General features: G+C 72.7%; 18 protein-coding genes and 1 pseudogene. 10 read left to right on the plus strand and 9 right to left on the minus strand.

What is annotated here, in order from left to right:
• The first annotated feature begins 426 nt into the window (after positions 1–426).
• From BKE41_RS04525 to BKE41_RS04545, 5 genes are all read left to right on the plus strand, one after another.
• On the plus strand, positions 427–777 hold the full coding sequence (locus BKE41_RS04525; protein ID WP_012317724.1) for a septal ring lytic transglycosylase RlpA family protein: 351 nt from the start codon (positions 427–429) through the stop codon (positions 775–777).
• A 124-nt stretch (positions 778–901) separates the two neighbouring features.
• Complete coding sequence (locus BKE41_RS04530; RefSeq protein ID WP_012317725.1) at positions 902–1,216, plus strand: polyhydroxyalkanoic acid system family protein; 315 nt, start codon at positions 902–904, stop codon at positions 1,214–1,216.
• 79 nt (positions 1,217–1,295) lie between these two features.
• Entirely contained in the window at positions 1,296–1,532 is a 237-nt protein-coding gene (locus BKE41_RS04535) for a hypothetical protein (protein WP_012317726.1), read from the plus strand.
• A gap of 66 nt (positions 1,533–1,598) precedes the next feature.
• Positions 1,599–3,398, plus strand: coding sequence for an ATP-binding cassette domain-containing protein (locus BKE41_RS04540; protein ID WP_043073167.1), 1,800 nt, complete (start codon positions 1,599–1,601; stop codon positions 3,396–3,398).
• 43 nt (positions 3,399–3,441) lie between these two features.
• The gene (locus tag BKE41_RS04545) at positions 3,442–4,941 is read left to right on the plus strand and encodes a carboxypeptidase M32 (RefSeq protein ID WP_012317728.1); all 1,500 of its coding nucleotides are present in this window, start codon (positions 3,442–3,444) and stop codon (positions 4,939–4,941) included.
• A gap of 48 nt (positions 4,942–4,989) precedes the next feature.
• On the opposite strand, the gene BKE41_RS31955 is transcribed toward BKE41_RS04545, so the two are convergent.
• The 3 genes and pseudogenes from BKE41_RS31955 to BKE41_RS04555 all read right to left on the minus strand — a co-directional run bounded on the left by BKE41_RS31955 (position 4,990) and on the right by BKE41_RS04555 (position 9,722).
• Positions 4,990–6,567, minus strand: coding sequence for a hypothetical protein (locus BKE41_RS31955; protein ID WP_245295899.1), 1,578 nt, complete (start codon positions 6,565–6,567; stop codon positions 4,990–4,992).
• 1,336 nt (positions 6,568–7,903) lie between these two features.
• Positions 7,904–8,461 (minus strand): annotated as a pseudogene (locus BKE41_RS31960) (AAA family ATPase); the annotation flags it as partial.
• Positions 8,462–8,483: 22 nt separating this feature from the next.
• Entirely contained in the window at positions 8,484–9,722 is a 1,239-nt protein-coding gene (locus BKE41_RS04555; RefSeq protein WP_070998603.1) for a DNA repair exonuclease, read from the minus strand.
• A 307-nt stretch (positions 9,723–10,029) separates the two neighbouring features.
• On the opposite strand from BKE41_RS04555, the gene BKE41_RS04560 reads away from it, so the two are divergent.
• Entirely contained in the window at positions 10,030–10,815 is a 786-nt protein-coding gene (locus BKE41_RS04560) for an endonuclease/exonuclease/phosphatase family protein (protein ID WP_179239977.1), read from the plus strand.
• On the opposite strand, the gene BKE41_RS04565 is transcribed toward BKE41_RS04560, so the two are convergent.
• The 4 genes from BKE41_RS04565 to BKE41_RS04580 form a co-directional block, all read right to left on the minus strand.
• Positions 10,733–12,169: a phospholipase D-like domain-containing protein gene (locus BKE41_RS04565; RefSeq protein ID WP_029360418.1), complete on the minus strand. Its 1,437-nt coding sequence runs from the start codon at positions 12,167–12,169 to the stop codon at positions 10,733–10,735. The two genes, BKE41_RS04560 and BKE41_RS04565, sit on opposite strands and share 83 nt — an antisense overlap.
• A gap of 65 nt (positions 12,170–12,234) precedes the next feature.
• A complete protein-coding gene (locus BKE41_RS04570; protein ID WP_070998605.1) occupies positions 12,235–12,546 on the minus strand; it encodes a hypothetical protein in 312 nt (103 codons plus the stop codon).
• Between the two features lie 127 nt (positions 12,547–12,673).
• Positions 12,674–13,486, minus strand: a complete 813-nt coding sequence (locus BKE41_RS04575; RefSeq protein ID WP_012317734.1) for an enoyl-CoA hydratase — start codon at positions 13,484–13,486, stop codon at positions 12,674–12,676.
• Between the two features lie 117 nt (positions 13,487–13,603).
• The gene (locus BKE41_RS04580) at positions 13,604–13,957 is read right to left on the minus strand and encodes an AMP-dependent synthetase (protein WP_234741342.1); all 354 of its coding nucleotides are present in this window, start codon (positions 13,955–13,957) and stop codon (positions 13,604–13,606) included.
• Positions 13,958–14,359: 402 nt separating this feature from the next.
• On the opposite strand from BKE41_RS04580, the gene BKE41_RS04585 reads away from it, so the two are divergent.
• Entirely contained in the window at positions 14,360–14,770 is a 411-nt protein-coding gene (locus BKE41_RS04585) for a hypothetical protein (protein ID WP_012317736.1), read from the plus strand.
• A gap of 28 nt (positions 14,771–14,798) precedes the next feature.
• Here BKE41_RS04585 and BKE41_RS04590 read toward each other — a convergent pair whose 3' ends face one another.
• Positions 14,799–15,488 carry a uracil-DNA glycosylase gene (locus BKE41_RS04590; protein WP_070998608.1) on the minus strand — a complete coding sequence of 230 codons (690 nt, stop codon included), beginning with the start codon at positions 15,486–15,488 and terminating at the stop codon, positions 14,799–14,801.
• Between the two features lie 282 nt (positions 15,489–15,770).
• Between BKE41_RS04590 and hemH the strand changes: the two genes are divergently transcribed.
• Entirely contained in the window at positions 15,771–16,853 is a 1,083-nt protein-coding gene (gene hemH, locus BKE41_RS04595) for a ferrochelatase (RefSeq protein WP_012317738.1), read from the plus strand.
• Positions 16,854–16,946: 93 nt separating this feature from the next.
• The gene (locus BKE41_RS31535) at positions 16,947–17,105 is read left to right on the plus strand and encodes a hypothetical protein (RefSeq protein WP_012317739.1); all 159 of its coding nucleotides are present in this window, start codon (positions 16,947–16,949) and stop codon (positions 17,103–17,105) included.
• 45 nt (positions 17,106–17,150) lie between these two features.
• Here the strand turns inward: BKE41_RS31535 and BKE41_RS04600 are convergent, their stop codons facing one another.
• A complete protein-coding gene (locus BKE41_RS04600; protein WP_029360420.1) occupies positions 17,151–18,071 on the minus strand; it encodes a peptidylprolyl isomerase in 921 nt (306 codons plus the stop codon).
• Positions 18,072–18,332: 261 nt separating this feature from the next.
• Between BKE41_RS04600 and secA the strand changes: the two genes are divergently transcribed.
• A complete protein-coding gene (gene secA / locus BKE41_RS04605; protein WP_012317741.1) occupies positions 18,333–21,224 on the plus strand; it encodes a preprotein translocase subunit SecA in 2,892 nt (963 codons plus the stop codon).

Genomic DNA, 21,224 nt, shown 5'->3' on the forward strand with positions numbered 1-21,224 from the left:
CGCACCGCGCCTCCGCGACCAGGCGACAACACTCTATCGTTGCGGGCCGCGCGCCGCCGCGGCGGCCTATCCTTCGGCAACAGCCGCGCACGACAATCATCGTCGTCAGCGGGCAGCCCGGCACCCGCCGCTTCCACCTCAGCGGGACGCAGGGTCACACCCGGCGCAGGGCTTAAGAATGATATCCTATTCTGCGGCTTCGCGGGCCGACATGGGCAGTTCTTGGTGAATACACGGAACGACGCGCCAATGCATCACCCGCAACAAGAGCGCAAATAAGCTGAAATAAGCCCTCATGTAATCAGCATGACCAGCACGAAATCGGCCAAAATATGACCCCAGCGACCGGAAAACGCCTGCCATATTCCGGCCGATTTCGGACACGACTGGCGCCGCCCCGACAAAAACAAAGGGAATGCGTCGAGAATGTCGTTTGGTTTCGGTAAGCTCGTTGTCTCACTTGGAATGCTGTCCACCGTCGTCGGAACAAGCCTCCCGGCCGCCGCGCAGAGCGGAGCGGCCTCCTGGTACGGGAGCGGCCATCGCACCGCCAACGGCGAGCGTTTCAACCCCAACGGACTGACCGCCGCCCATCGCAGCCTGCCGTTCGGAACCCGGGTCCGCGTCGAGAACAAGCGGACCGGCCGCTCGGTCGTCGTCCGCATCAACGACCGCGGCCCCTTCGTGCGCGGCCGCATCATCGATCTGTCGCGCGGCTCCGCCCGCGCCCTCGGCATGGGCGGCACGACCTACGTGTCGCTGCAGGTCGTGCACTGAGCCCTCAGGGGTATTCCACGCCCCGGCCCGCTCCCGCTCCGCGCGGGCGGGGCGGCCTCCGGGGCGTTGTCTGCCGGACCCGGACGCACCATCTGCTGCCGGGTTCAGCTCGGATCACCCGCCCATGCCCAAGCCCCTCATCGTCGACATCCCGCACGACCTCGGCCGCGACGAGGCCAAGCGGCGCCTCGAGCACGGCACGGATCAGGCGCGGGCCTTCCTGGCCAAGAGCGGTATCACGGTGGACCAGCTCGCCTGGACGGGAGACCGCCTCGATTTCGGTGTGTCCGCGGTGGCGCAGAAGATCGCCGGCACGATCGACGTGGGCGCGGAGAGCGTCCGTCTCGAAGTGAAGCTGCCTTTCCTGCTCGCCCTGTTCGCCGAGAAGATCCAGAAGGTGGCGAGCAAGGAGGGCAATCTCCTGCTGACGAAGAAGTAGGGCTCGGAACCGGATCGGCCGGACCTTGTTTCCGCGGAAACGGTGCGGATCTGCACCGTCGGTCTCGCGGAGGATAACGGTGCCCGATTTCACGCTCGCCGACCCGGGGCAGGTCCCCGAGGTTCCGCCGCAGCCGGCGCCCGTGCCGGACCGGCCCTACGATCCGCCGCAGGCCCCGACGCAGCCGCCCGGACCGGAAATCCCCGGGAACACCCCGGCCGAGGCGCCGGGCGTCCATCCGCCCGAGGTCCCGGTCAACGATCCGGGCGCGCCGGAGATCAGCCCGCCGACGGGACCGGCCAACCCGATCGCCTGACCGGGAGTCGATCGACGGGGGCGGCGCCGTTTGAACAGGCCGCCCCACGCTGCCATAAGCCGGCCCATGGCCGCTCCCCCGCTCCTCACCCTCCAGGACGTCGCGCTCACCTTCGGCGGCACGCCGCTGATCACGAGCGCGAGCCTCGCCATCGCGCCGGGCGAGCGCACCTGCCTCGTCGGCCGGAACGGGTCCGGGAAGTCGACGCTCATGAAGATCGCCGCGGGCCTCGCGGAGCCCGACAGGGGCCGGCGATTCGTCCAGCCCGGCACGACGATCCGCTACCTCGCGCAGGAACCCGACTTCACGGGCTTCTCCACGACCCTGGACTTCGTCGAGGCCGGCCTGCCGCCGGGCGAATCGACCCACCGCGCCCGCTACCTGCTGGAGAGCCTCGGCCTGACCGGCGAGGAGGATCCGAGCAAGCTCTCCGGCGGCGAGGGACGCCGCACCGCGCTGGCGCAGGCGCTCGCTCCGGAGCCCGACGTGCTGCTCCTCGACGAGCCCACCAACCACCTCGACCTGCCGGCGATCGAGTGGCTCGAGACGGAGCTGAAGGGCACCCGCGCGGCCCTCGTACTCATCAGCCACGACCGGCGCTTCCTCTCGGCGCTGTCCCGGGCCACGATCTGGCTCGACCGCGGCGAGACGCGCCGGATCGACCAGGGCTTCTCCAGCTTCGAGGCGTGGCGCGACGCCTTCTTCGAGGAGGAGGAGCGGGACCAGCACAAGCTCGACCGCAAGATCGCCGCCGAGGAGCACTGGCTGCGCTACGGGGTCACCGCGCGGCGCAAGCGCAATGTCCGCCGGCTCGGCAACCTGCACGAGCTGCGCAAGAACCGCCGCGAGGTGCGTCGCCCGGTGGGCAGCGTCAGCATGCAGGCCTCCGACGCGGAATCCTCGGGAAGCCTCGTCGTCGAGGCCCGCGACATCGCGAAGAGCTACGGCGAGCGCAAGATCGTCGACGGCCTGTCCCTGCGGGTGATGCGGGGCGACCGGCTCGGCATCGTCGGGGCGAACGGCGCGGGCAAGAGCACCCTGATCAACCTGCTCATGGGCCGGCTCGCGCCGGATGCCGGGCAGGTCGTGCTCGGCACGAACCTGCTGCCGGTGGTGCTCGATCAGGCCCGCGCCGTGCTGGAGCCCGGGATGACCGTCACCGACGTGCTGACCGGCGGTCGCGGCGACAGTGTCACGGTGAACGGACAGAGCCGCCACGTGATCGGCTACCTCAAGGACTTCCTGTTCACGCCCGAGCAGGCCCGCACGCCGGTCTCGGTGCTGTCCGGCGGCGAGCGCAACCGGCTGCTGATCGCCCGGGCCCTGGCCCAGCCGGCCAACCTCCTCGTCCTCGACGAGCCGACCAACGACCTCGACCTCGAGACCCTCGACCTGCTCCAGGAGATGCTGGGCGACTACCAGGGCACGCTGATCCTGGTCAGCCACGACCGCGACTTCCTCGACCGCGTGGTCGGCAGCGTGCTGGTCTCCGAGGGCGCCGGCCGGTGGGTCGAGTATGCCGGCGGCTACAGCGACATGCTGGTCCAGCGCGGGCAGGGCGTCGAGGCGCGCACCGTCGCGCCGAAGACCAAGGAGCCGCGCGAGCGCGCCGCTCCGGCGGCCCAGCCGTCGGGCAAGCCCAAGCTCGGCTTCAAGGACCAGCACGAGTTGAAGACCCTGCCGGCCCGCATCGAGAAGCTGGAGGCGGCGATCGCCCAGCTCCGGACGATCCTCGCCGACCCCGAGCTCTACGCCCGCGACCCGGCGCGGTTCGACAAGGCCTCGACCATGCTGGCCCAGGCCGAGACCGAGCTGTCGCAGGCGGAGGACCGCTGGCTGGAACTGGAGATGCTTCAGGCGGGGTGAGAGCCGCAGCGTCGCGCCGCGAGACCTTTCCGACGGAGACCGCATGACCGCCTATCAGACCCTCGAACAGCGCTTCGCCCGGCTCGCCGCCCTCGAGGGCGCGGCCGGGATCCTCGGCTGGGACGCGCAGACCCTGATGCCGGAGGGTGCCGCCGAGGCCCGCGGCGACCAGCTCGCGATCCTGCGCGGGCTCGCCCACGGGATGCTCACCGCCCCCGAGGCCGCCGAGGAGCTGGCGGCGGCCGAGCAGGCCGGGGACCTCGAACCCTGGGCCGCCGCCAACCTGCGGGAGATGCGCCGCGCCCAGGCCCACGCCACCGCGGTGCCCCGCGACCTCGTCGAGGCGAGCTCCCGCGCCGTGTCCCGCTCCGAGATGGTCTGGCGCGAGGCGCGGCGCGACGCCGACTTCGCCCGCCTCGAACCCCACCTCGCCGAGGTGCTGCGGCTCCAGCGGGAGATCGGCCAGGCGAAGGGCGCGGCCCTCGGCCTCGATCCCTACGACGCGCTGCTCGACAGCTACGATCCCGGCATGCGCCGGGCGACCATCGACCCGCTCTTCGCGGATCTGACCGGCTGGCTGCCGGACCTGATCGCCCGCGCCCGGGAGATCCAGGCGTCCCGGCCGGCGCCGCTCCCGCTCGACGGACCGTTCGACGTGACGGTGCAGCGCGACCTCGGCCTGACGCTGATGAAGGCGGTGGGCTTCGACTTCACCCGCGGCCGGCTCGACATCAGCCTGCACCCGTTCTGCGGCGGCGCCACCGACGACGTGCGGATCACCACCCGCTACGACGCGGCCGATTTCGGCCGGTCGCTGATGGGCGTTCTCCACGAGACCGGGCACGCCCTCTACGAGCAGGGCCGGCCGGCGGCGTGGCGGAACCAGCCGGTCGGCGCGGCGCGCGGGATGAGCCTGCACGAGAGCCAGTCGCTCATCGTCGAGATGCAGGCCTGCCGGAGCCGGGAGTTCTTCACCTTCCTGGCGCCGCTCCTGCAGGCGGCGTTCGGGCGATCCGGGCCCGAATGGTCGCCAGAGAACCTTCACGCGCTCAACACCCGGGTCGCGCCGGGCTTCATCCGGGTGGATGCCGACGAGGCGACCTACCCGGCCCACATCCTCCTGCGCTACCGGCTGGAGACCGCGATGATCGCGGGCGACCTCGCGGTGCGCGACCTGCCGGGGGCGTTCAACGACGGGCTGCGCGATCTGCTCGGGCTCACCGTGCCGGACGACCGGGTCGGCTGCCTCCAGGACATCCACTGGCCGAGCGGCGCGTTCGGCTATTTCCCGACCTACACGCTCGGCGCCCTGGCGGCCGCGCAGCTGTTCCGGGCGGCCCGCACGACCGAGCCCGCGCTGCCGGGCTGCCTCGCGCAGGGCGACTTCGGACCCTTGCGGGACTGGCTCCGCGCGCACGTGCACGCGGTGGGGAGCCTGCTCGACACCGACGACCTGCTCACCCGCGCCACCGGGACGAAGCTCGGCACGGCGGCGTTCCGGGCCCACCTGGAGGCGCGCTATCTCGGGGGCGCGGGCGCCTGAGCGGCTGCGGACGGGGAGGGGGCGGATCGGCCCCCTCCGCCAGCCCCCCTAGAGCGTCACCACGTCGACGGAGTCGCCGAGCCGGTCGCGGGCGATGTCCGCGACGTGGCGGTGGTGCGTGAACAGGATCGGCTGGACGCGGGTGCCGATCGCGGCCAGCGCGTCCAGACCGTACCCGGTCCGGGTCTCGTCGAAGGTCGAGAACAGGTCGTCGCCGATGAACGGGGCCGGCTCGGCGCGGCCGGCGTAATCCTCCAGATAGGCCAGCCGCAGGGCGAGATAGAGCTGGTCGCGGGTGCCCTCGCTCATGCCCTCGATCGCGACCGTGCCGCCCCCGGCACGCTGCCCGGCGAGCTTCGGCGTGTCGGCCTCGTCGTAGATCTGCGCCAGGCCGGAGAACGCGCCGCCGGTCAGCGCGCTGAACAGCGCGCCCGCCCGGGTGACGAGCGGATCCTGCTGCCCCGCGCGGTGGCGGGCCACGGCCTGCCCGAGCATCAGCCCGGCGAGCCGCAGCACGGCCCAGGACCGGGCCGCCGCCTGGAGATCCGCCTCCGCGGCCTTGCGCTCCGCGAGGGCCAGCTCGGCGCCGGTGCCGCCCTCGAGCTCCGCACGCCGCCGCTCCGCCCGGTCGCGGTCCGCGAAGATGACCTGGCCGCGCTCGGCCTGCTCATCGGCCTCGAGCGACAGCCGCGCCAGCTCCGCCTCGATCGCCTCCGGGGACAAGGTCTCCAGGCCGGCGCGCAGCTCGGCCTCGGGAAGCCCGTCGGCCGCGCCCGCGAGGGTGCCGCGGAGCCGCAGGCGCTCGGCGCGCAGCGCCTCCCGCGCGCTGAGGCGGCCGAACAGCCGGTCGATCTCCGGCGTCGGTGCCGCGGCGAGGTCCGGCATCACCTCGGCCACCTGCCGGACGAGCGTCGCCCGCGCGGCGTCGCGCGCCTCGGCGGCGGCGCGATGGGCCGCCTCGGCCTCGTCGCGGCGGCGGTCCAGCTCGGCGCGCCGCGCCTCGCGGGCCTGCGCGGCCACGAGGCGGCCGTGGAGCGATCGGATCGCGCCGGCGGACGACACCTCCGCGAGGTCGGGCGCCAGGGCCCCGACCAGGGTGGCCGCCGTGGACCGGAACGCCTCCATGTCCCGCCGGATCCCGGCGGAGCGGCGCTGAAGGGCGGCCCGTTCCGCCAGCCGGTCCGGCACGCTTCGCCACGCCTCCAGCGCGCCCTCCGCCTCCTCGGGACCGGCCGAACCGTCGAGGCCGAGGGGCAGGAGCGCCGCCGCCCAATCCGCCCGCCACGCGGCGCGACGGGCAGCGGTCTCGGCGAGGCTCGCCTCCAGCCGCTCCACGGCGAGTCCCGCGGCGCGCAGCAGCCCGCCGGTCTGCAGATTGGCCTCCCAGCGGCTCGCCAGGGCGGCGATGCGCGCTTCGAGACCGTCCAGCGCGGCGGCGATCTCGAGGTCCGGTGCGGCGTCGAGCCCGGCTCGGGTACGCAGGTCGGCCAAGGGCCCCCGCGCGGTCTCGATCCGCGCCAGGAGGCGGTCGGCCTCGATCCGCTGCGCCGCGAGGCGCTGCTCGGCCTCGATCAGGCTCTCCACCTCGGCGAGCCAGGCCGCCATCTCGGCCGGCGGCCCGGGCACGAGGCCGGCGGGCCGCCAGGCCTCGCCCCATGCCGCCTCGCCCGCCGCGATCTCCGCGGCGAGACCGGCGAGGACGTCGTCGGCCCGCGCGGCCTCCGCCTCCTCGGCGGCGAGCCGCTCCAGGTCGGCCGCGTGGGCGGCGACCCGGGCGGCGTCGAGGCCCGCTCGTCCGCGACGCGCGTCGGCCTCGAGGAGCGCACGCTCGAAGGCCGCGATCTCGGCGACGGCGGCCGCGCGGCCGCGAGAGCGTCGCCAGGGGCGCGAACGCCGCGTCGCGGGTTGCCCGCAGGGCGTCGAGCCGCTCCCGGGTGGCGACGGGCCGGCCGGCCTCGCGCTCCCGCAGCCGCGCCCGGGTGACCGCGACCTGCCGGCGGGCCGTGTCGCACCGGTCGGCGGCCCGCTCGTGCTCGCGGGTCTTGGCCTCCAGGCGCTGACGGTAGCGCGCCACCGTGTCGGGGGCGGGCAGGGGCGTCCGGACGAGGGCGGCGAGGTCGGGGACCGGGGGCGACAGCCGCTCGGCCTGGTTGCGCAGCAGCGCCGCCTCCCGGCGGACCGCGCCGTCCAGGGTATCGCGGGCCGCGATCCACTCGTGGAGCCGGACGAGGGGCTTCAGCGCCTCCCGGAGCGGGGTCGGATCCCGGGCCGCGTCCGCCGCCTCCACCTCGCGGGCGAGGCGCTCCCGCTCGGCGCGGGCGGCGGCGAGGTCGCGGGCGACCTGCTCCTCGGCGGCCGCCAAGGTCCGGCCGTCGCGGATCAGCCGCTCGGTTCGCGCCCGCGCGGCGTCCGGGGGCTGGCGGGCCTCCAGCGCGGCGAGGTCGGGCACGCCGATCCGGGCGCGCAGCCGCTCCAGCTCCAGCCCGACCTTGTGGGCGTCGCCCTCGAGGCGGGGCAGGTCGGTGCCGCCCTTCTCGAACTCCCTGGTGCCGCTGAATGCCGCCAGGATCTCGTCTGCCCGGTGGGTCAGCCCCGGCTCGACCGGGACGGATTCGGCCTCGCTGCGGGCCCGGTCGAGCGCGGCCTCGGCCCGCTCCGCCTCGGAATCGGCGGCGCGGCACGCGTCCAGGGCGGCCCCGAGACGGGCGATCCAGGCGGGATCCGCGTCGACGAGGTCGGTCTCGGCGGCGATGCGCTGCTCCAGCGCGTCGATCTCGGCGATGATCGGCCGGACGCGCTTGAACCGCTCCAGCCGGGCGCGCGCGACCGCGCCGGCCTTCTGCTCGGCCCGGAGCGCCTCGAGCTGCGCGGCCGCCGCGGCGATCTCGTCGTTCAGGGCGCGCCAGTCGCCGGCGCGCAGGCCCCGCTCGCGGATCGCCCGCCGGGCCGTCTCGTGGCGCTCCAGCGCCTGGTAGAAGGTCCGGTGCTTCGCCTGGCGCGTGGCGAAGATGGCGTCGGCCTCCGCGTCGAGCGTCGTCTGCAGATCCGTGAGGCCGCGCAGGCCGGAGCCCGCCGCGAACAGGCTCGCGCCGACCTCGCCCTCGACGTCGACCATCTCGCGGCCCCCGGCCCGGAGGCTCGCCGCGTCGAGCCCGAAGGCCCGGCAGAACACCGTCCGGGACAGGCCGCCGAGGTAGGGGGCGAGGGCGTCGTCGGCGAGCGGTGTGTCGGCGGCGTCGATGAGGGTGCGGCTGTTGCCCTTCCGGCGCCGGAAGGACAGCCGGCGTCCGTCGGCGGCGGCGATCTCCGCACCGAGGCGCAGCTGCGGCATGTCGTGCAGGAAGGCGTAGGGCGTGGTCTTGCCGAAGCCGAACAGCAGGTCCGTGACCGCCGCCAGGGCGGTGCTCTTGCCGGCCTCGTTGGCGCCCAGCACGACGTGCAGGCGCGCGTCCGGCCGGAACGCGACGGTGCGGTCCGTGAAGGCGCCGTAGCGCTCCAGGGCGAGGCGGATCAGGCGCATCGGGGGTCCATGGGCGCGCGCCTCAGCAGTGCCGGCCGCCGAGGCGGCCGAGGACGAGCGCCTCGGCCTCGGCGCAGAGCGCGTCGAACTCCGCGTCGAGGTCGGCCTCCGCGGCGGCCGTCCCCGGCATACGGCCGCCGATCTCGGCCAGCGCCGCCTTCGCCCGCGCGCGGAACTCGGGGTCGCGGTCGAGGTCGGCGAGCAGGGCCGCGGGGTCGATGGCGGCTCCGGTCGGCTCCGCCGTGGCGCGCGGGCGGCGGGTCTCGATCTTCAGGCGCTCCAGCCAGATGTCCTCGTGCAGCCGGTGCGCGGCCGCCTGGATCTCGGCCGTCAGGGACTCGCGGTCGGCCGCGAGGGCGTCGTGGGCCCGCGTCGTCCCGGCGAGGTGGACGCGGACCAGGAGCAGCCGGCGCGCCGCGATCGGCGCCAGGGGCGCAAGCGCCGCCTCGACGGCCTCGACGGCGCCGCGCGCGTCGGCCACCGCCCCGAGATCGACCGTGACGCGCTCGAACCGCGCCCGGTCGAGGGGCAGGCGGCTCACCCCCGTCACCCGACCGTCGGCGACGTCGACCACGACGGCCCCCTTCTCGCCGCACTCGCGCACGCTCCGGCCCTGGAGATTGCCGGGGAACACGATCCAGGGATCCCGGGACAGCTCCGCGTACTCGTGGATGTGGCCGAGCGCCCAGTACTCGTAGCCCCGGGCCGCGAGGTCGGCGACCGAGCAGGGGGCGTAGGTCTCGTGGGCCGCGTGGCCGGTGCAGGAGGTGTGCAGGACCCCGAGGTTGAACCAGCCCGGCACGGCGGCCGGGTAGGTCAGCGAGAGGTTCTCCTCGACGGCCCGGCCCTGGAAGCTGCGGCCGTGGACCGCGACGCGGAGCGCGTCGAGGCGCAGGGTGCCGGCGCGGGCGGTCGGGAAGACGTGCACGGAGGCCGGCAGCGTGATCGAGCGCGTGATGACGCTCTCGGCGTCGTGGTTACCGCGCACGAGGATCGTCGGGATGCCGGCGCGGTCGAGGCGCGCCACCTGCCGGGCGAAGAACAGGCCGATCGTGGTGTCGGCCCAGTCGCCGTCGTAGACGTCGCCCGCCACCACCACGAAGGCGACCGACCGCTCGATCGCCTGGCTCACCAGATCCTCGAAGGCCTGCCGACTCGCCGAGGCGAGGCGACGGGCCAGATCCGCGTCGCGCGCGGCGAGCCCCGCCAGCGGGCTGCCGAGGTGCAGGTCGGCGGCATGGATGAAGCTGAACGCCGTCATGGCCTCCGGACGGGATCGGTGGATGGCGGCACGCGGCGGTCCGCGGAGCGGCCGGCGCAGCGCCGTGCCGGCTCTTAGGCCGCCGACCGGGTCCGCCTCAAGCACCGTCCTGCGATGCGCTGTGGGGCGAAGAGATCGGCCCCGGGCGCGTCCGCGAGCGGCACCGCTATCGCGGCCCCTTTCCGATCACGGCAAGCCCGATTGCAAGCCCGATCACGGCGCGGCACCGGTCGAACGTCCCGGCTCCGGGCGCGTTAGAGCGTGGCGGTGGCGGGAGCGCCGCGCGTTGAGGTACGAGACCGGCCCGATGAATCCTTCTGCACGCCCGGCCCGCTCCAACCCCGCACCGTCACCCGTCACTCCCATCCGCCCGGCAGACCGGCCGCACCAGCCCTTCAAGATCGTGAGCTGGAACCTGCTGCGGCGCACCGGCGCGGCGGTGGACGACGTCGCCGCCCTCGTGGCGCAGGAGAAGCCGGACCTGCTGCTGATGCAGGAGGCGACCCGCGCCATCGGCTTCCTGCTGGACCGGATCGGCGGCCACTACGCCTGGGCCCCCCTGCCGGGCCGGATCCACGGGCTCGCCATGTGGAGCCCGAAGCCCTGGACGGCCCCGCCCCGGGTCATCGCACTCCCCTCCGGCGCCCTCGTGCACCGGGTCTGCCAGATCCTCGACCTCGGCGAGTTCGGCGTGGCCAATGTCCACCTCTCGCACGGACAGATGCTGAACCGGCGCCAGCTGCGCCGCATCGTCAGCGAGCTGCCGCCGCGGGCGGCCGTGCTCGGCGACTACAACATCGTCGGCCCGGCGCTGATCCCGGGGTTCCGCGATGTCGGACCGCGGCAACCGACCCACGCGATGGTCGAGGTCCTGCCGCTGCGGCTCGACCGCTGCCTCGCCCGCGGGCTCGTCTGCCACGCGCACGCGGTGCTGCCGCGGGGGCGCTCCGATCACCGGCCGATCGTCGTCCATCTCGGCCCGGCGCCGGAGGCGCACGCGCCCGCCCGGTTCAAAGGTATGGCAGCAGCAGTCGCACGCCTGCGTCGCGCAGACGGAGCGGCAGGCCGCGCGCGGCGAGATCCTCCCGGCTGAGCCGCGCCTCCATCTTGCCGCGCATGAACCGGTCGAGGTGGGCCGCGAGGTCCGCGTCGATGATCTCGACGTTCAGCTCGAAATTGAGCCGGAAGCTGCGCATGTCCCAGTTGGCGCTGCCGACGAAGCACCAGATGTCGTCGACCACCATCGCCTTGGAATGGTCGAAGGGCGGCTCGTCGAGCCAGACGTTCACGCCGGCCCGCAACAGCGGATCGAGATGCGCCCGGGTCGCCCAGTCGATGTACGGGTGGTCGCTGACCCGCGGGATGATGACGTCGACGGTGATGCCCCGGGTCGCGGCCTGGGCGAGCGCGCCGGTCACCAGCTCGTCGGGCAGGAAGTAGGGCGTCACGAAGCGCACCGACCGGCGCGCGCAGGCGAGGGCCTGGAGGATGACCTGCTCGATCTTCTCGACGTCCGCGTCCGGGCCGGATGTGACGGCCCGGGCGACGCTCGGTCCGCACGGCTCGAGGTCGACGAACCACGGGGGGCCGTCGAGGATCTCGCCGTCCACGAAGGCCCAGTCGGCCGCGAAGGCGGCGGCGAGCTGCTCGACCACGGGGCCGGTCATCCGGAAATGGGTGTCGCGGATCGGGTGCTCGGGCTTCAGGGCGACGCGGTTCGGGTGGGAGATGTTGAGGCCGCCGGTGAAGGCGATCCGCCCGTCGATGACCAGCAATTTCTTGTGCGAGCGCAGGTTGAGGAACGGCATCCGCCAGGGGAGGGCGGAGTGCATGAACAGGGCCGCCGGCACCCCGGCTGCCGTCAGCCGGCGGTAGACCGGCGCCCGGAAGTAGCCGCCGCCGATCCCGTCGATGATGACGCGGACCTTCACGCCCCGGGCCTGCGCCTCGACCAGCGCGTCGCAGAACTCGCGGCCGGTGGCGTCGTCCCGGAAGATGTAGCTCGACAGACCGATGCTTGTCCGCGCCTCCCGGATCGCCGCGAGCATCACCGGGTAGGCCGCGTCGCCGTTGCGGAACATCTGCACGGTGTTGCCGGCGAAGGCCGGCAGGCCGGTGATCCGCCGGATCGCCCGGTCGAGGGGCCAGAGCGCCTCCGGCACCACGGCGTCGTCGGTATCGGGCAGCTGCGTCGCGTCGGAGGGCTTGGTCCGCAGCCGCCGCGCGCGGCGCGAGACGCGGTTGATGCCGAAGGTCAGGTACAGGGCGGTACCGAAGATCGGCGACAGCCACGCGAGCCCGATCCAGCCCACCGCCACGCTGACCCGGCGCTTGCGCAGCAGGGCGTGCAGGGTGACGCCGATCGCCAGCGCGAAGCCGAGCAGGGCCTCGACATCCGACCGCATCAGGGCGGTCGACTGGACCCAGCGGGTGATCGCGTTTTCCAAGGTGCGGCTATCCGGGTTCGCGTCGAGGGGCGCCGGATCGACCTAAAGCCCATGCGGCGGGCGGATCAATCCGCCGGCTTGGCCGGATGCGCAATGGCCGCCGCGGCCGCGGGCCGCTCGCAGCGATAGGGTCCGCTGCCGTCGAGGGCCCCGTACAGGACCCGGCCGCCGGAGGCGATGCAGCGCGCCTTGGCCTCGGCGTAGGGGCGGTGGAAGCTCCAGATGGTGATCATCGGCCCGACCGTCGCGATGCAGACGCCGCCGAAGATCACGGCGGCGGCCCAGGTCGCACCGTTGCGGTTCGGCCGCGATGGCCGCGGCGGCGGCATCGTGCCGTAGAAGGACAGCGTCAGACCGAGCAGGTCGATGGTGCTCATCAGCCGTTCCGCGTTGCGGCGCCGAGCCCGGCAGGATCGGACAGGCCCTCATCCTAGAGCAGGGCGGCGCCATCACCTACGCGCGCCGCGCACAACCGCCTGCGTCGTATCGCGCCAGGAGGCCAGCTCACGGCTCCCAGCGGGGCGGCCGCTTGCCCAGGAAGGCGTCGATCCCCTCCTGCGCGTCGGCCATCATCATGTTCCGGGTCATGACCTCCGCCGTGTAACCGTAGGCGTCCTCCAGGCTCATCTCGATCTGCCGGCCGAACGCCTCCTTGCCGATCGCCAGGACGCGCCGGGCCTTGCCGGCGATCCGGGCCGCGAGGGCGCTCACCGCCGCGTCGAGATCCGCCTCCGGCACGGCGCGGTTCACGAGCCCGATCCGCAGAGCCTCCGCGGCGTCGATCGGGTCGCCGACCAGCAGCATCTCCAGGGCGGCCTTGCGCGACACGGCCCGCGACAGGGCGACCATCGGGGTCGAGCAGAACAGGCCGATCTGCACCCCCGGCGTGGCGAAGCGGGCGGTCTCGGCGCAGACGGCGAGGTCGCAGGTGGCGACGAGCTGGCACCCGGCGGCGGTGGCGATGCCGTGCACCCGGGCGATCACCGGTTGCGGCAGGCGCGTGAGGCTCAGCATCAGCCGGGCGCAGGTGCGGAACACCGCCTCGGTGGCCTCCCGGGACGGGTCGGCGCGCATCTCCTTGAGGTCGTGCCCGGCGCAGAAGGCGGGGCCTGCCCCCTGCAGGATCACGACCCGCACGGACGGATCCGCGCGGATCGCGTCGAGCTGCGCCTGGAGCGCGCCCATCAGGGCCATCGACAGGGCGTTGCGGGCCTGCGGCCGGTTCAGCGTCAGGGTCGCGACCCCGTCGGCGTCGCTGCGCAGCAGCACAGGCGCCTCCGGGGTGGCGGCGGGGGCCGTGGCAAGGGCTGCGGTCATGGCGGCGTCTCCCGGCGCCGGCCTCCCTGCGGCGGGCCGGTCGCGTCGCCGGACGGTAGCACGCGGGTTCTGGGTTCGCGACGGCGCCGCGGCCCGACCTCCGCGATGAGCCGACTGTCAGGCCTGCTCGGCCAGGGCGAGGTCGAGGCTCGCGTAGTCGGCGCCCGGCCCGTTCCACCACAGCGTGGGATAGGCGTCGAGCCGACCCATCACGCCGGCATAGGCATCGGCGAGCGCGGTATCGACGACCACCAGCACGGCGCCCGCCTCGGAGAGGCTGTCGGCGAGCGCCCGGTCACGGCCGGCGCAGTCGAGGCAGACGACGCGCAGGCCGAGACGGGTGAGGCCGAGGCGCATGGCCTCCGCCTGCCCGAGATCCTGCACCATGAGCGCCACGGTCTGGCCGGCCCGCAGGCCCTCGCCCCAGGCCCAGCGCGAGAAGCGGTGCGGACAGATCGCGGCGACCGGCACGGCCGGCCCGACACGCCGCTCCGCGTTGGCGATTCCTTGCGCGCCGGGCCGGGCGCGCCGGTCGGCGTCTCGAGCCGGGAGAGGGATGGAGGCCGCCGGGGAATGGACGCCGTACATGCGATGCGGACCGCCTGAATCTGGACACACTGCAGGTCCTGGCGTGACGCGAGCAGGTTAACACTCTCTCACGCGCCGGCGTTCCGCCGAAAAACGACCGCATTTTCGTCGGCGCGCGGGCCGGCGACTGCCGCCATGGCCAACGGGCCGTGAACGGCGACGGGCGAATCGTCGGCATCTCGGGCCGCATCTTCGGTCGCATTGGCGCGCGCGCGGGTCCGGCCTATGTCCCGCGCGCCAGAGGCCGCCCGCCAGAGGCCGCCCACGATCGAGGAACCGCCGCGCATGCGTCCCACAACGACCCGGATCTCTCTCCTCGCCGCCGCCACGCTCGCGGCCCTGCCGGCGCAGGCGCAGATCCGGAACGCCCCGTCGCCGCGGGCGCTGGAATTCGCCGCCTACATCTTCGCGGCCTCGAACGTCTGCGGCTATCGGATCGGCAGCGACCAGTTCGAGGCGTTGCTGGCGAAGCAGAACGTGCAGATCGGCGACGTCCAGCCGCGGGGGCCGTTCGGCAACCGGGTGCAGACCATGTTCACGCTGATGTCGAACCAGATGGCGCAGAACCGCGACCAGGCCTGCCTCGCGGTGGCCGGCGAGTACGGACCCGAGGGCACGGTGGCCAAGAACGTGCTCCTGCCCGCGGGCCAGGAGCCGGCCGCTCCTGCGAAGCCCGCCGAGCCCGCCAAGCCGTGATCGGTCGCGCTCCGGATCGACGCCGGCCTCAGCCGAGGCGCCACTCGATCGGCCGACGCCCGTGCTCGGCGAGCCACCGGTTGGCCCGCCCGAACGGGTCGGAGCCCGGAAAATCCCGGGCGCGGTTGAGCGGCGAGGGGTGTCCGCTCTGGAACACGCCGTGGCGGGTCGCGTCGATCAGCGTGGCCCGGGCCCGCGCCTGGGCCCCCCAGAGCAGGAATACCGCGGGCTCGGGACGCGCCGACACGGCGCTCACCGCCTCGTCGGTCAGCGCGGCCCAGCCGTAACGCAGATGCGCCCCGGCCTTGCCGGCCTCGACGGTGAGCGCGCTGTTGAGCAGGAGCACGCCCTGCCGCGCCCAGGGCGTCAGGTCGCCGCCCGCGGCGCGGTCGGAGCCCGCCTCCGCCAGGATCACCTTCAGCGAGGCCGGCAGGCGACCGGAGCCCACGAACGAGAAGGCGAGGCCGTTGGCGTCGCCCGGGGTCGGGTACGGATCCTGGCCGAGGATCACGGCCCGCACGTCCTGCGGCGGGGTCTCTGTCAGGGCGCGGAAGATCCGGTCCGGCGCCGGCAGGACGCGGGCGCCCGCGGCGATTCGCGCATCGACCCGCGCCGCCACGGCGTCGGCCTCCCCGCCGGCGAAGAAGGGCAGGCTCAGCCAGGGCGAACCCGAGGCGCGGAAGGCGGTGAGGGCGTCGGCGACGGGCGTGTCGGTCATGGTCTCTCGCGGTCGGGTTCCGCGGCCAGATAGGGGGCTGGGGAGCATCGTCACGGGCGCGGCGGTTGCGGCCGGGAGCCGCCCGTGTTTAGGGACTGGGGTCGAGCGTCCCGCCTATCGCGGTGCGACATGGCGCGTCCGGTCTTCGCCGGGCGGCTTCGCACCCTACATGGGGGCGCACCCGACGGGGTTTAAGCTCCGGCCAAGCTCGAGGCGTCCGCGCCGGCCGCCGGATATCGGAACCAGAGGAAGGATCTCGGCGCGCGGCGCCGGAACGCTGCCATGAACGAACGCGTCGAACCCGCCGCGCTGGCGAATGGCCGGCCCCTCGCACCGCTGCAGCCCGCGGCGAACGCCCTGCCGGCCGACCACCCGAAGGTGGCCTGGGGCCGCGTCGGCGTGCTCCTGATGAATCTCGGGACGCCCGAGGGCACGTCCTACTGGCCGATGCGCCGGTACCTCAAGGAGTTCCTGTCGGACCGCCGCGTGATCGAGGTGCCGCGGCTGATCTGGTGGCCGCTGCTCAACCTGATCATCCTGACGAAGCGCCCCGGCCCGAAGGGCCGCGACTACGCCAGCGTCTGGAACAATGCGCTGAACGAGGGGCCGCTGAAGACGATCACCCGCGGCCAGTGCGAGCGCCTCCAGGCCGCGATGGGCGAGTCCGTGGTGGTCGACTGGGCGATGCGCTACGGCAAGCCCGAGGTCGCCGGCCGGATCCAGGCGCTGCTGGACCAGGGCTGCGACCGCATCCTGCTGGTGCCGCTCTACCCGCAATACGCCGCCGCGACCTCGGCCACAGCCTGCGACCAGGCCTTCCGGGCGCTGATGGACATGCGCTGGCAGCCGACGGTGCGCGTCTCGCCGCCCTATCACGACGACCCGGTCTACATCGCCGCCATGGCCGATTCGATCCGCGAGGGTCTGGCCAAGCTCGATTTCGAGCCGGAGGTGATCCTCACCTCGTTCCACGGGGTGCCGCGGAGCTACCTGCTCAAGGGCGATCCCTACCATTGCCAGTGCCACAAGACCGGGCGGCTGATCCGCGAGGCGCTGGGCCTGTCGCCGGAGAAGATGCGGGTGACCTTCCAGTCGCGCTTCGGCAACGAGGAGTGGCTGAAGCCCTACACCGACGAGACCGTGATGGAGCTCGCGAAGTCGGGCGTGAAGCGGATGGCGATCGTCGCCCCGGGCTTCACGGCCGATTGCCTGGAGACCCTTGAGGAACTCGACGGCGAGAATCGCCACTACTTCGAGGAGAATGGCGGCGAGCGCTTCGCCTACATCCCGTGCCTGAACGACAGCGACCTCGGCATGCGGGTGATCGAGCACGTGGTGCGCCGCGAGCTGCAGGGCTGGATCTGAGATCCCGGCCGGGATGCCGCTTGCGGCGCGGCCCGGCCCGCCTATTCTTCTCCCAAGCCGAGCGGGCCCAGAGGTTCGGCGCGGGAGGATCACATGGCGTTCTTCATCGGCATCGCGTGTCCGTGGCTGCTGATCGCGGTGCTCGACAGGATCGCCGAGGGGCGCCGCAGCGCCGAACTCTCGGCCCTCGGGATCACGCCCCAGCCGGCCCCGGCGCAGTCCAGCTACCTCGTCCCGGACCGGCCGTACTGACGACGGGGCGCGGCCCCGGGGGCCGCGCCGGTCGGGCGCCGAGCGCTACTTCTTCGGTTCGGGCGCAGTCTGCGCGGCCGGCGGCGCGTCGGCGCGCTCGATCTTGGCCTCCGAGCGGAGCTTCAGGATCATGTCCTGCTGCGCCTTGCGGATCAGGTGCTGGTCGATCTGCTCCTTGAGCTCGTCGAAGGTCGGCTGCGGCTTGGTCCGCTTCTCCTCGACCTTGATCACGTGCCAGCCGAACTGGGTCTTGATCGGGTCGGAGACCTGGCCGGCCTTCATCGCGAAGGCGGCGTTGGCGAAGTCGGGCACCATCCGCTCCTTGGTGAACCAGCCGAGATCGCCGCCCTCGGCCTTCGAGCCCGGGTCCTTCGACGCCTCGGCGGCGACCTTGGCGAAATCCTCGCCGCCCTTGATGCGCGCGGCGATCTTCTTGGCCTCGGCCTCGTTGTCCACCAGGATGTGGCGCGCGTGCACCTCCTCCTCGGGCTTCATCAGCTTGACGGTCTGGTCGTAGATCGCGTGCTCCGCCTCGGGCGTGACCGCGCGCTTGGCCTCCTGCTCCAGGTAGTCGTCGAGCAGGAGCTTGTCGCGGAAATAGGCGAGCTTGCGCTTGAACTCCGGCGTGTCGCCGATCTTGGCGGCCTCGGCGGCCTGCGCACCGACGCGGAGGTCGACCATGTAGTCGACGAGCAGGTTCTTCTTCTGCGCCTCGTCGACGCCGGGCAGCGACAGGGCCGGGTCATCGGCCGCGATGGCGAGGTCGCCCTGGGTGATCGGCTTGCCGTTGACGCTCGCCACGACCGCGTCCGCGCTCGGCGCGGCAGCCGGCGTCGCGGCGGGGGCCGCCGGCGTGTTGGCGGCCGGCGTCGGGGCCTTCTGGGGTGCCTGGGCCAGCGCCAGTCCCGGCATCGCGATCATGACGGCGAGCGCGCTGACGCGCCGGAGAAGGGCGGTGTTCGGCATACGGGCGAAGTCCTCGGCTCACGTCTCGGCGTCGCGCCGGATCGGCCGGGCGTCGCGCCGCGGCACAGGTGGCCCGCGTCGGGCGAGAAGGCAAGCGCGGCCATTTCGCCGGTGCCGGAACCGTGACCGTACCGGCATGCGTTGAGGGCTGCCCCTTCCAGGTGCGCCGGGCGATGTTTACCTCTATAAGCCCGGCCAACTCCGTCCAGGCCGGCCCGCCACGCTCACCCGTGGGCGGGCTCGCGCGTCCGCAGGTCCACGATGCTCGGCTCCATCGCCAAGAAGATTTTCGGCTCCTCGAATGACCGCCGCGTCAAGGGCTACCGCCCGCGCGTCGCGCAGATCAACGCGCTGGAACCGGAGATCCAGGCCCTCTCGGACGAGGCCCTGCGCGCCCGCACCGACATGCTGAAGGCCGAACTCGCCAACGGCAAGAGCCTCGACGACATCCTCGTGCCGGCCTTCGCCACCGTCCGCGAGGCGGCCAAGCGCGTCTTCGGCCAGCGCCACTTCGACGTGCAGCTCATCGGCGGCATGGTGCTCCACGAGGGCGGCATCGCCGAGATGAAGACCGGCGAGGGCAAGACCCTGGTGGCGACGCTGCCGGTCTACCTCAACGCCCTGGAGGGCAAGGGCGTCCACGTCGTCACGGTGAACGACTACCTCGCCTCGCGCGACGCCGAGTGGATGGGTCAGGTCTACCGGTTCCTGGGCCTCAGCGTCGGCACGATCGTGCACGGCCTCGACGATGCGCAGCGCAAGGAGGCCTATGCCTGCGACATCACCTACGGCACCAACAACGAGTACGGCTTCGACTACCTGCGCGACAACATGAAGTACGAGCTGTCCCAGCTGGCGCAGCGCGGGCACAACTTCGCGATCGTCGACGAGGTCGATTCGATCCTGATCGACGAGGCGCGCACGCCGCTGATCATCTCGGGCCCGGTGGACGACCGGTCGGAACTCTACGTGGCGGTGGACGCGCTGATGCCGCGCCTGCGCAAGGAGTTCTACGACCTCGACGAGAAGCAGCGCACCGTCTCGCTGACCGAGGAGGGCAACGAATTCATCGAGGAGGCGATGCGCGAGGCGGGCCTCCTGAAGGAGGGCGACCTCTACGACGCCCACAACGTGACGCTCGTCCACCACGTGAACCAGGCGCTGCGCGCCCACACGCTGTTCACCCGCGACAAGGACTACATCGTCAAGAACGACGAGGTGGTGATCATCGACGAGTTCACCGGCCGCATGATGCAGGGCCGGCGCTACTCGGAAGGCCTGCATCAGGCGCTGGAGGCGAAGGAGCGGGTCACGATCCAGCCCGAGAACCAGACGCTCGCGTCGATCACCTTCCAGAACTACTTCCGCCTGTACAAGAAGCTGGCCGGCATGACCGGTACCGCCTCGACCGAGGCCGACGAGTTCGCCGAGATCTACAAGCTCGACGTGGTCGACATCCCGACCAACAAGGAGGTCGAGCGCGTCGACGAGGACGACGAGGTCTACCGGACCGTCGGCGAGAAGTACGAGGGCATCATCGCCGAGATCGACAAGGCGCATGCGCGCCACCAGCCGATCCTGGTCGGCACCGGCTCGATCGAGAAGTCGGAGCACCTCGCCGAGATGCTCAAGAAGGCCGGCTACAGCCTGCTCGACTACTCCGACCCGAACGCCCTGACCGACGTCTACGCCGCCGCCCGCGAGGGCCGGGTGACCAAGCGCTTCGCCGTGCTGAACGCCCGCTTCCACGAGCAGGAGGCCTACATCGTGGCCGAGGCGGGCGTGCCGGGCGCGATCACCATCGCCACCAACATGGCCGGACGCGGCACCGACATCAAACTCGGCGGCAACCTCGAGATGCGCATCGAGAAGGAGCTGGGCCATCTCGCCGACGGTCCGGAGCGCGACGCCGCGATCGCGGCGATCAAGGCCGAGATCGCCGAGAACCGGACCAAGGTGTTGGCCTCGGGCGAGCCGGCCGATCCGGCGGCGGGCCGGAAGAAGGACCTGCCGGGCGGCCTCTACATCATCGGCACCGAGCGCCACGAATCGCGGCGCATCGACAACCAGCTCCGCGGCCGCTCCGGGCGTCAGGGCGATCCCGGCCGCTCGAAGTTCTACCTGTCGCTTCAGGATGACCTGATGCGCATCTTCGGCTCCGACCGCATGGACGGGATGCTGCAGAAGCTCGGCCTCGAGCAGGGCGAGGCGATCATCCACCCCTGGATCAACAAGGCGATCGAGAAGGCGCAGCAGAAGGTCGAGGCGCGCAACTTCGACATGCGCAAGAACGTGCTCAAGTACGACAACGTCATGAACGACCAGCGCAAGGTCGTGTTCGAGCAGCGCCGCGACTTCATGGGCCAGGACAGCGTCCGCGAGACCGTGGACGAGATGCGCGAGGGCGTGATCGACGACCTCGTCGCCCGGCACATCCCGGAGAACGCCTACGCCGAGCAGTGGGACGTCGCCGGCCTGCGCGAGCAGGTGAAGGAGATCCTCAATCTCGACGTGCCGGTCGAGGACTGGGCCAAGGAGGAGGGCATCGCCGACGAGGAGATGCGCGAGCGCCTGCTGAAGGCGGCCGAGACAGCCTACGCCGAGCGGACGGAGAAGAACGGCGCCGAAGTCACGGCCTACATCGAGAAGCAGGTCCTGCTCCAGACGCTCGACCATCTCTGGCGCGAGCACCTCGTGACGCTGGACCACCTCCGGCAGGTGATCGGCTGGCGCGGCTTCGCCCAGCGGGACCCGCTGAACGAGTACAAGTCCGAGGCCTTCGACCTGTTCAACGGGCTCGTGACCGCCCTGCGCGAGCAGGTCACCGCGCAGCTCTCGCGGGTCGAGATCATGCTGCAGGAGCCGCCGGCGGAGTTCCCGGCCGGCGGTCCGGCGCTGCCGCCGATGTTCGCCCAGCATCTCGACCCGGTCACCGGCGAGAACGAGATGGACTACGCCGGCTTCGGCTCGGGCAGCGACGGCGGCGGGGGCCCGGCCTACGGCTTCGCCGCCCAGGGCCTCGCGGCCGACGGGGCGGTGCTGGAGCGTGACCCGACCGACGCCAACACCTGGGGCCGCGTCGGCCGCAACGAGCCGTGCCCCTGCGGCTCGGGCAAGAAGTACAAGCACTGCCACGGCAGCCTCCAGGCCTGA

The sequence above is a fragment of the Methylobacterium sp. C1 genome, from assembly GCF_001854385.1.
Taxonomy (GTDB): domain Bacteria; phylum Pseudomonadota; class Alphaproteobacteria; order Rhizobiales; family Beijerinckiaceae; genus Methylobacterium; species Methylobacterium radiotolerans.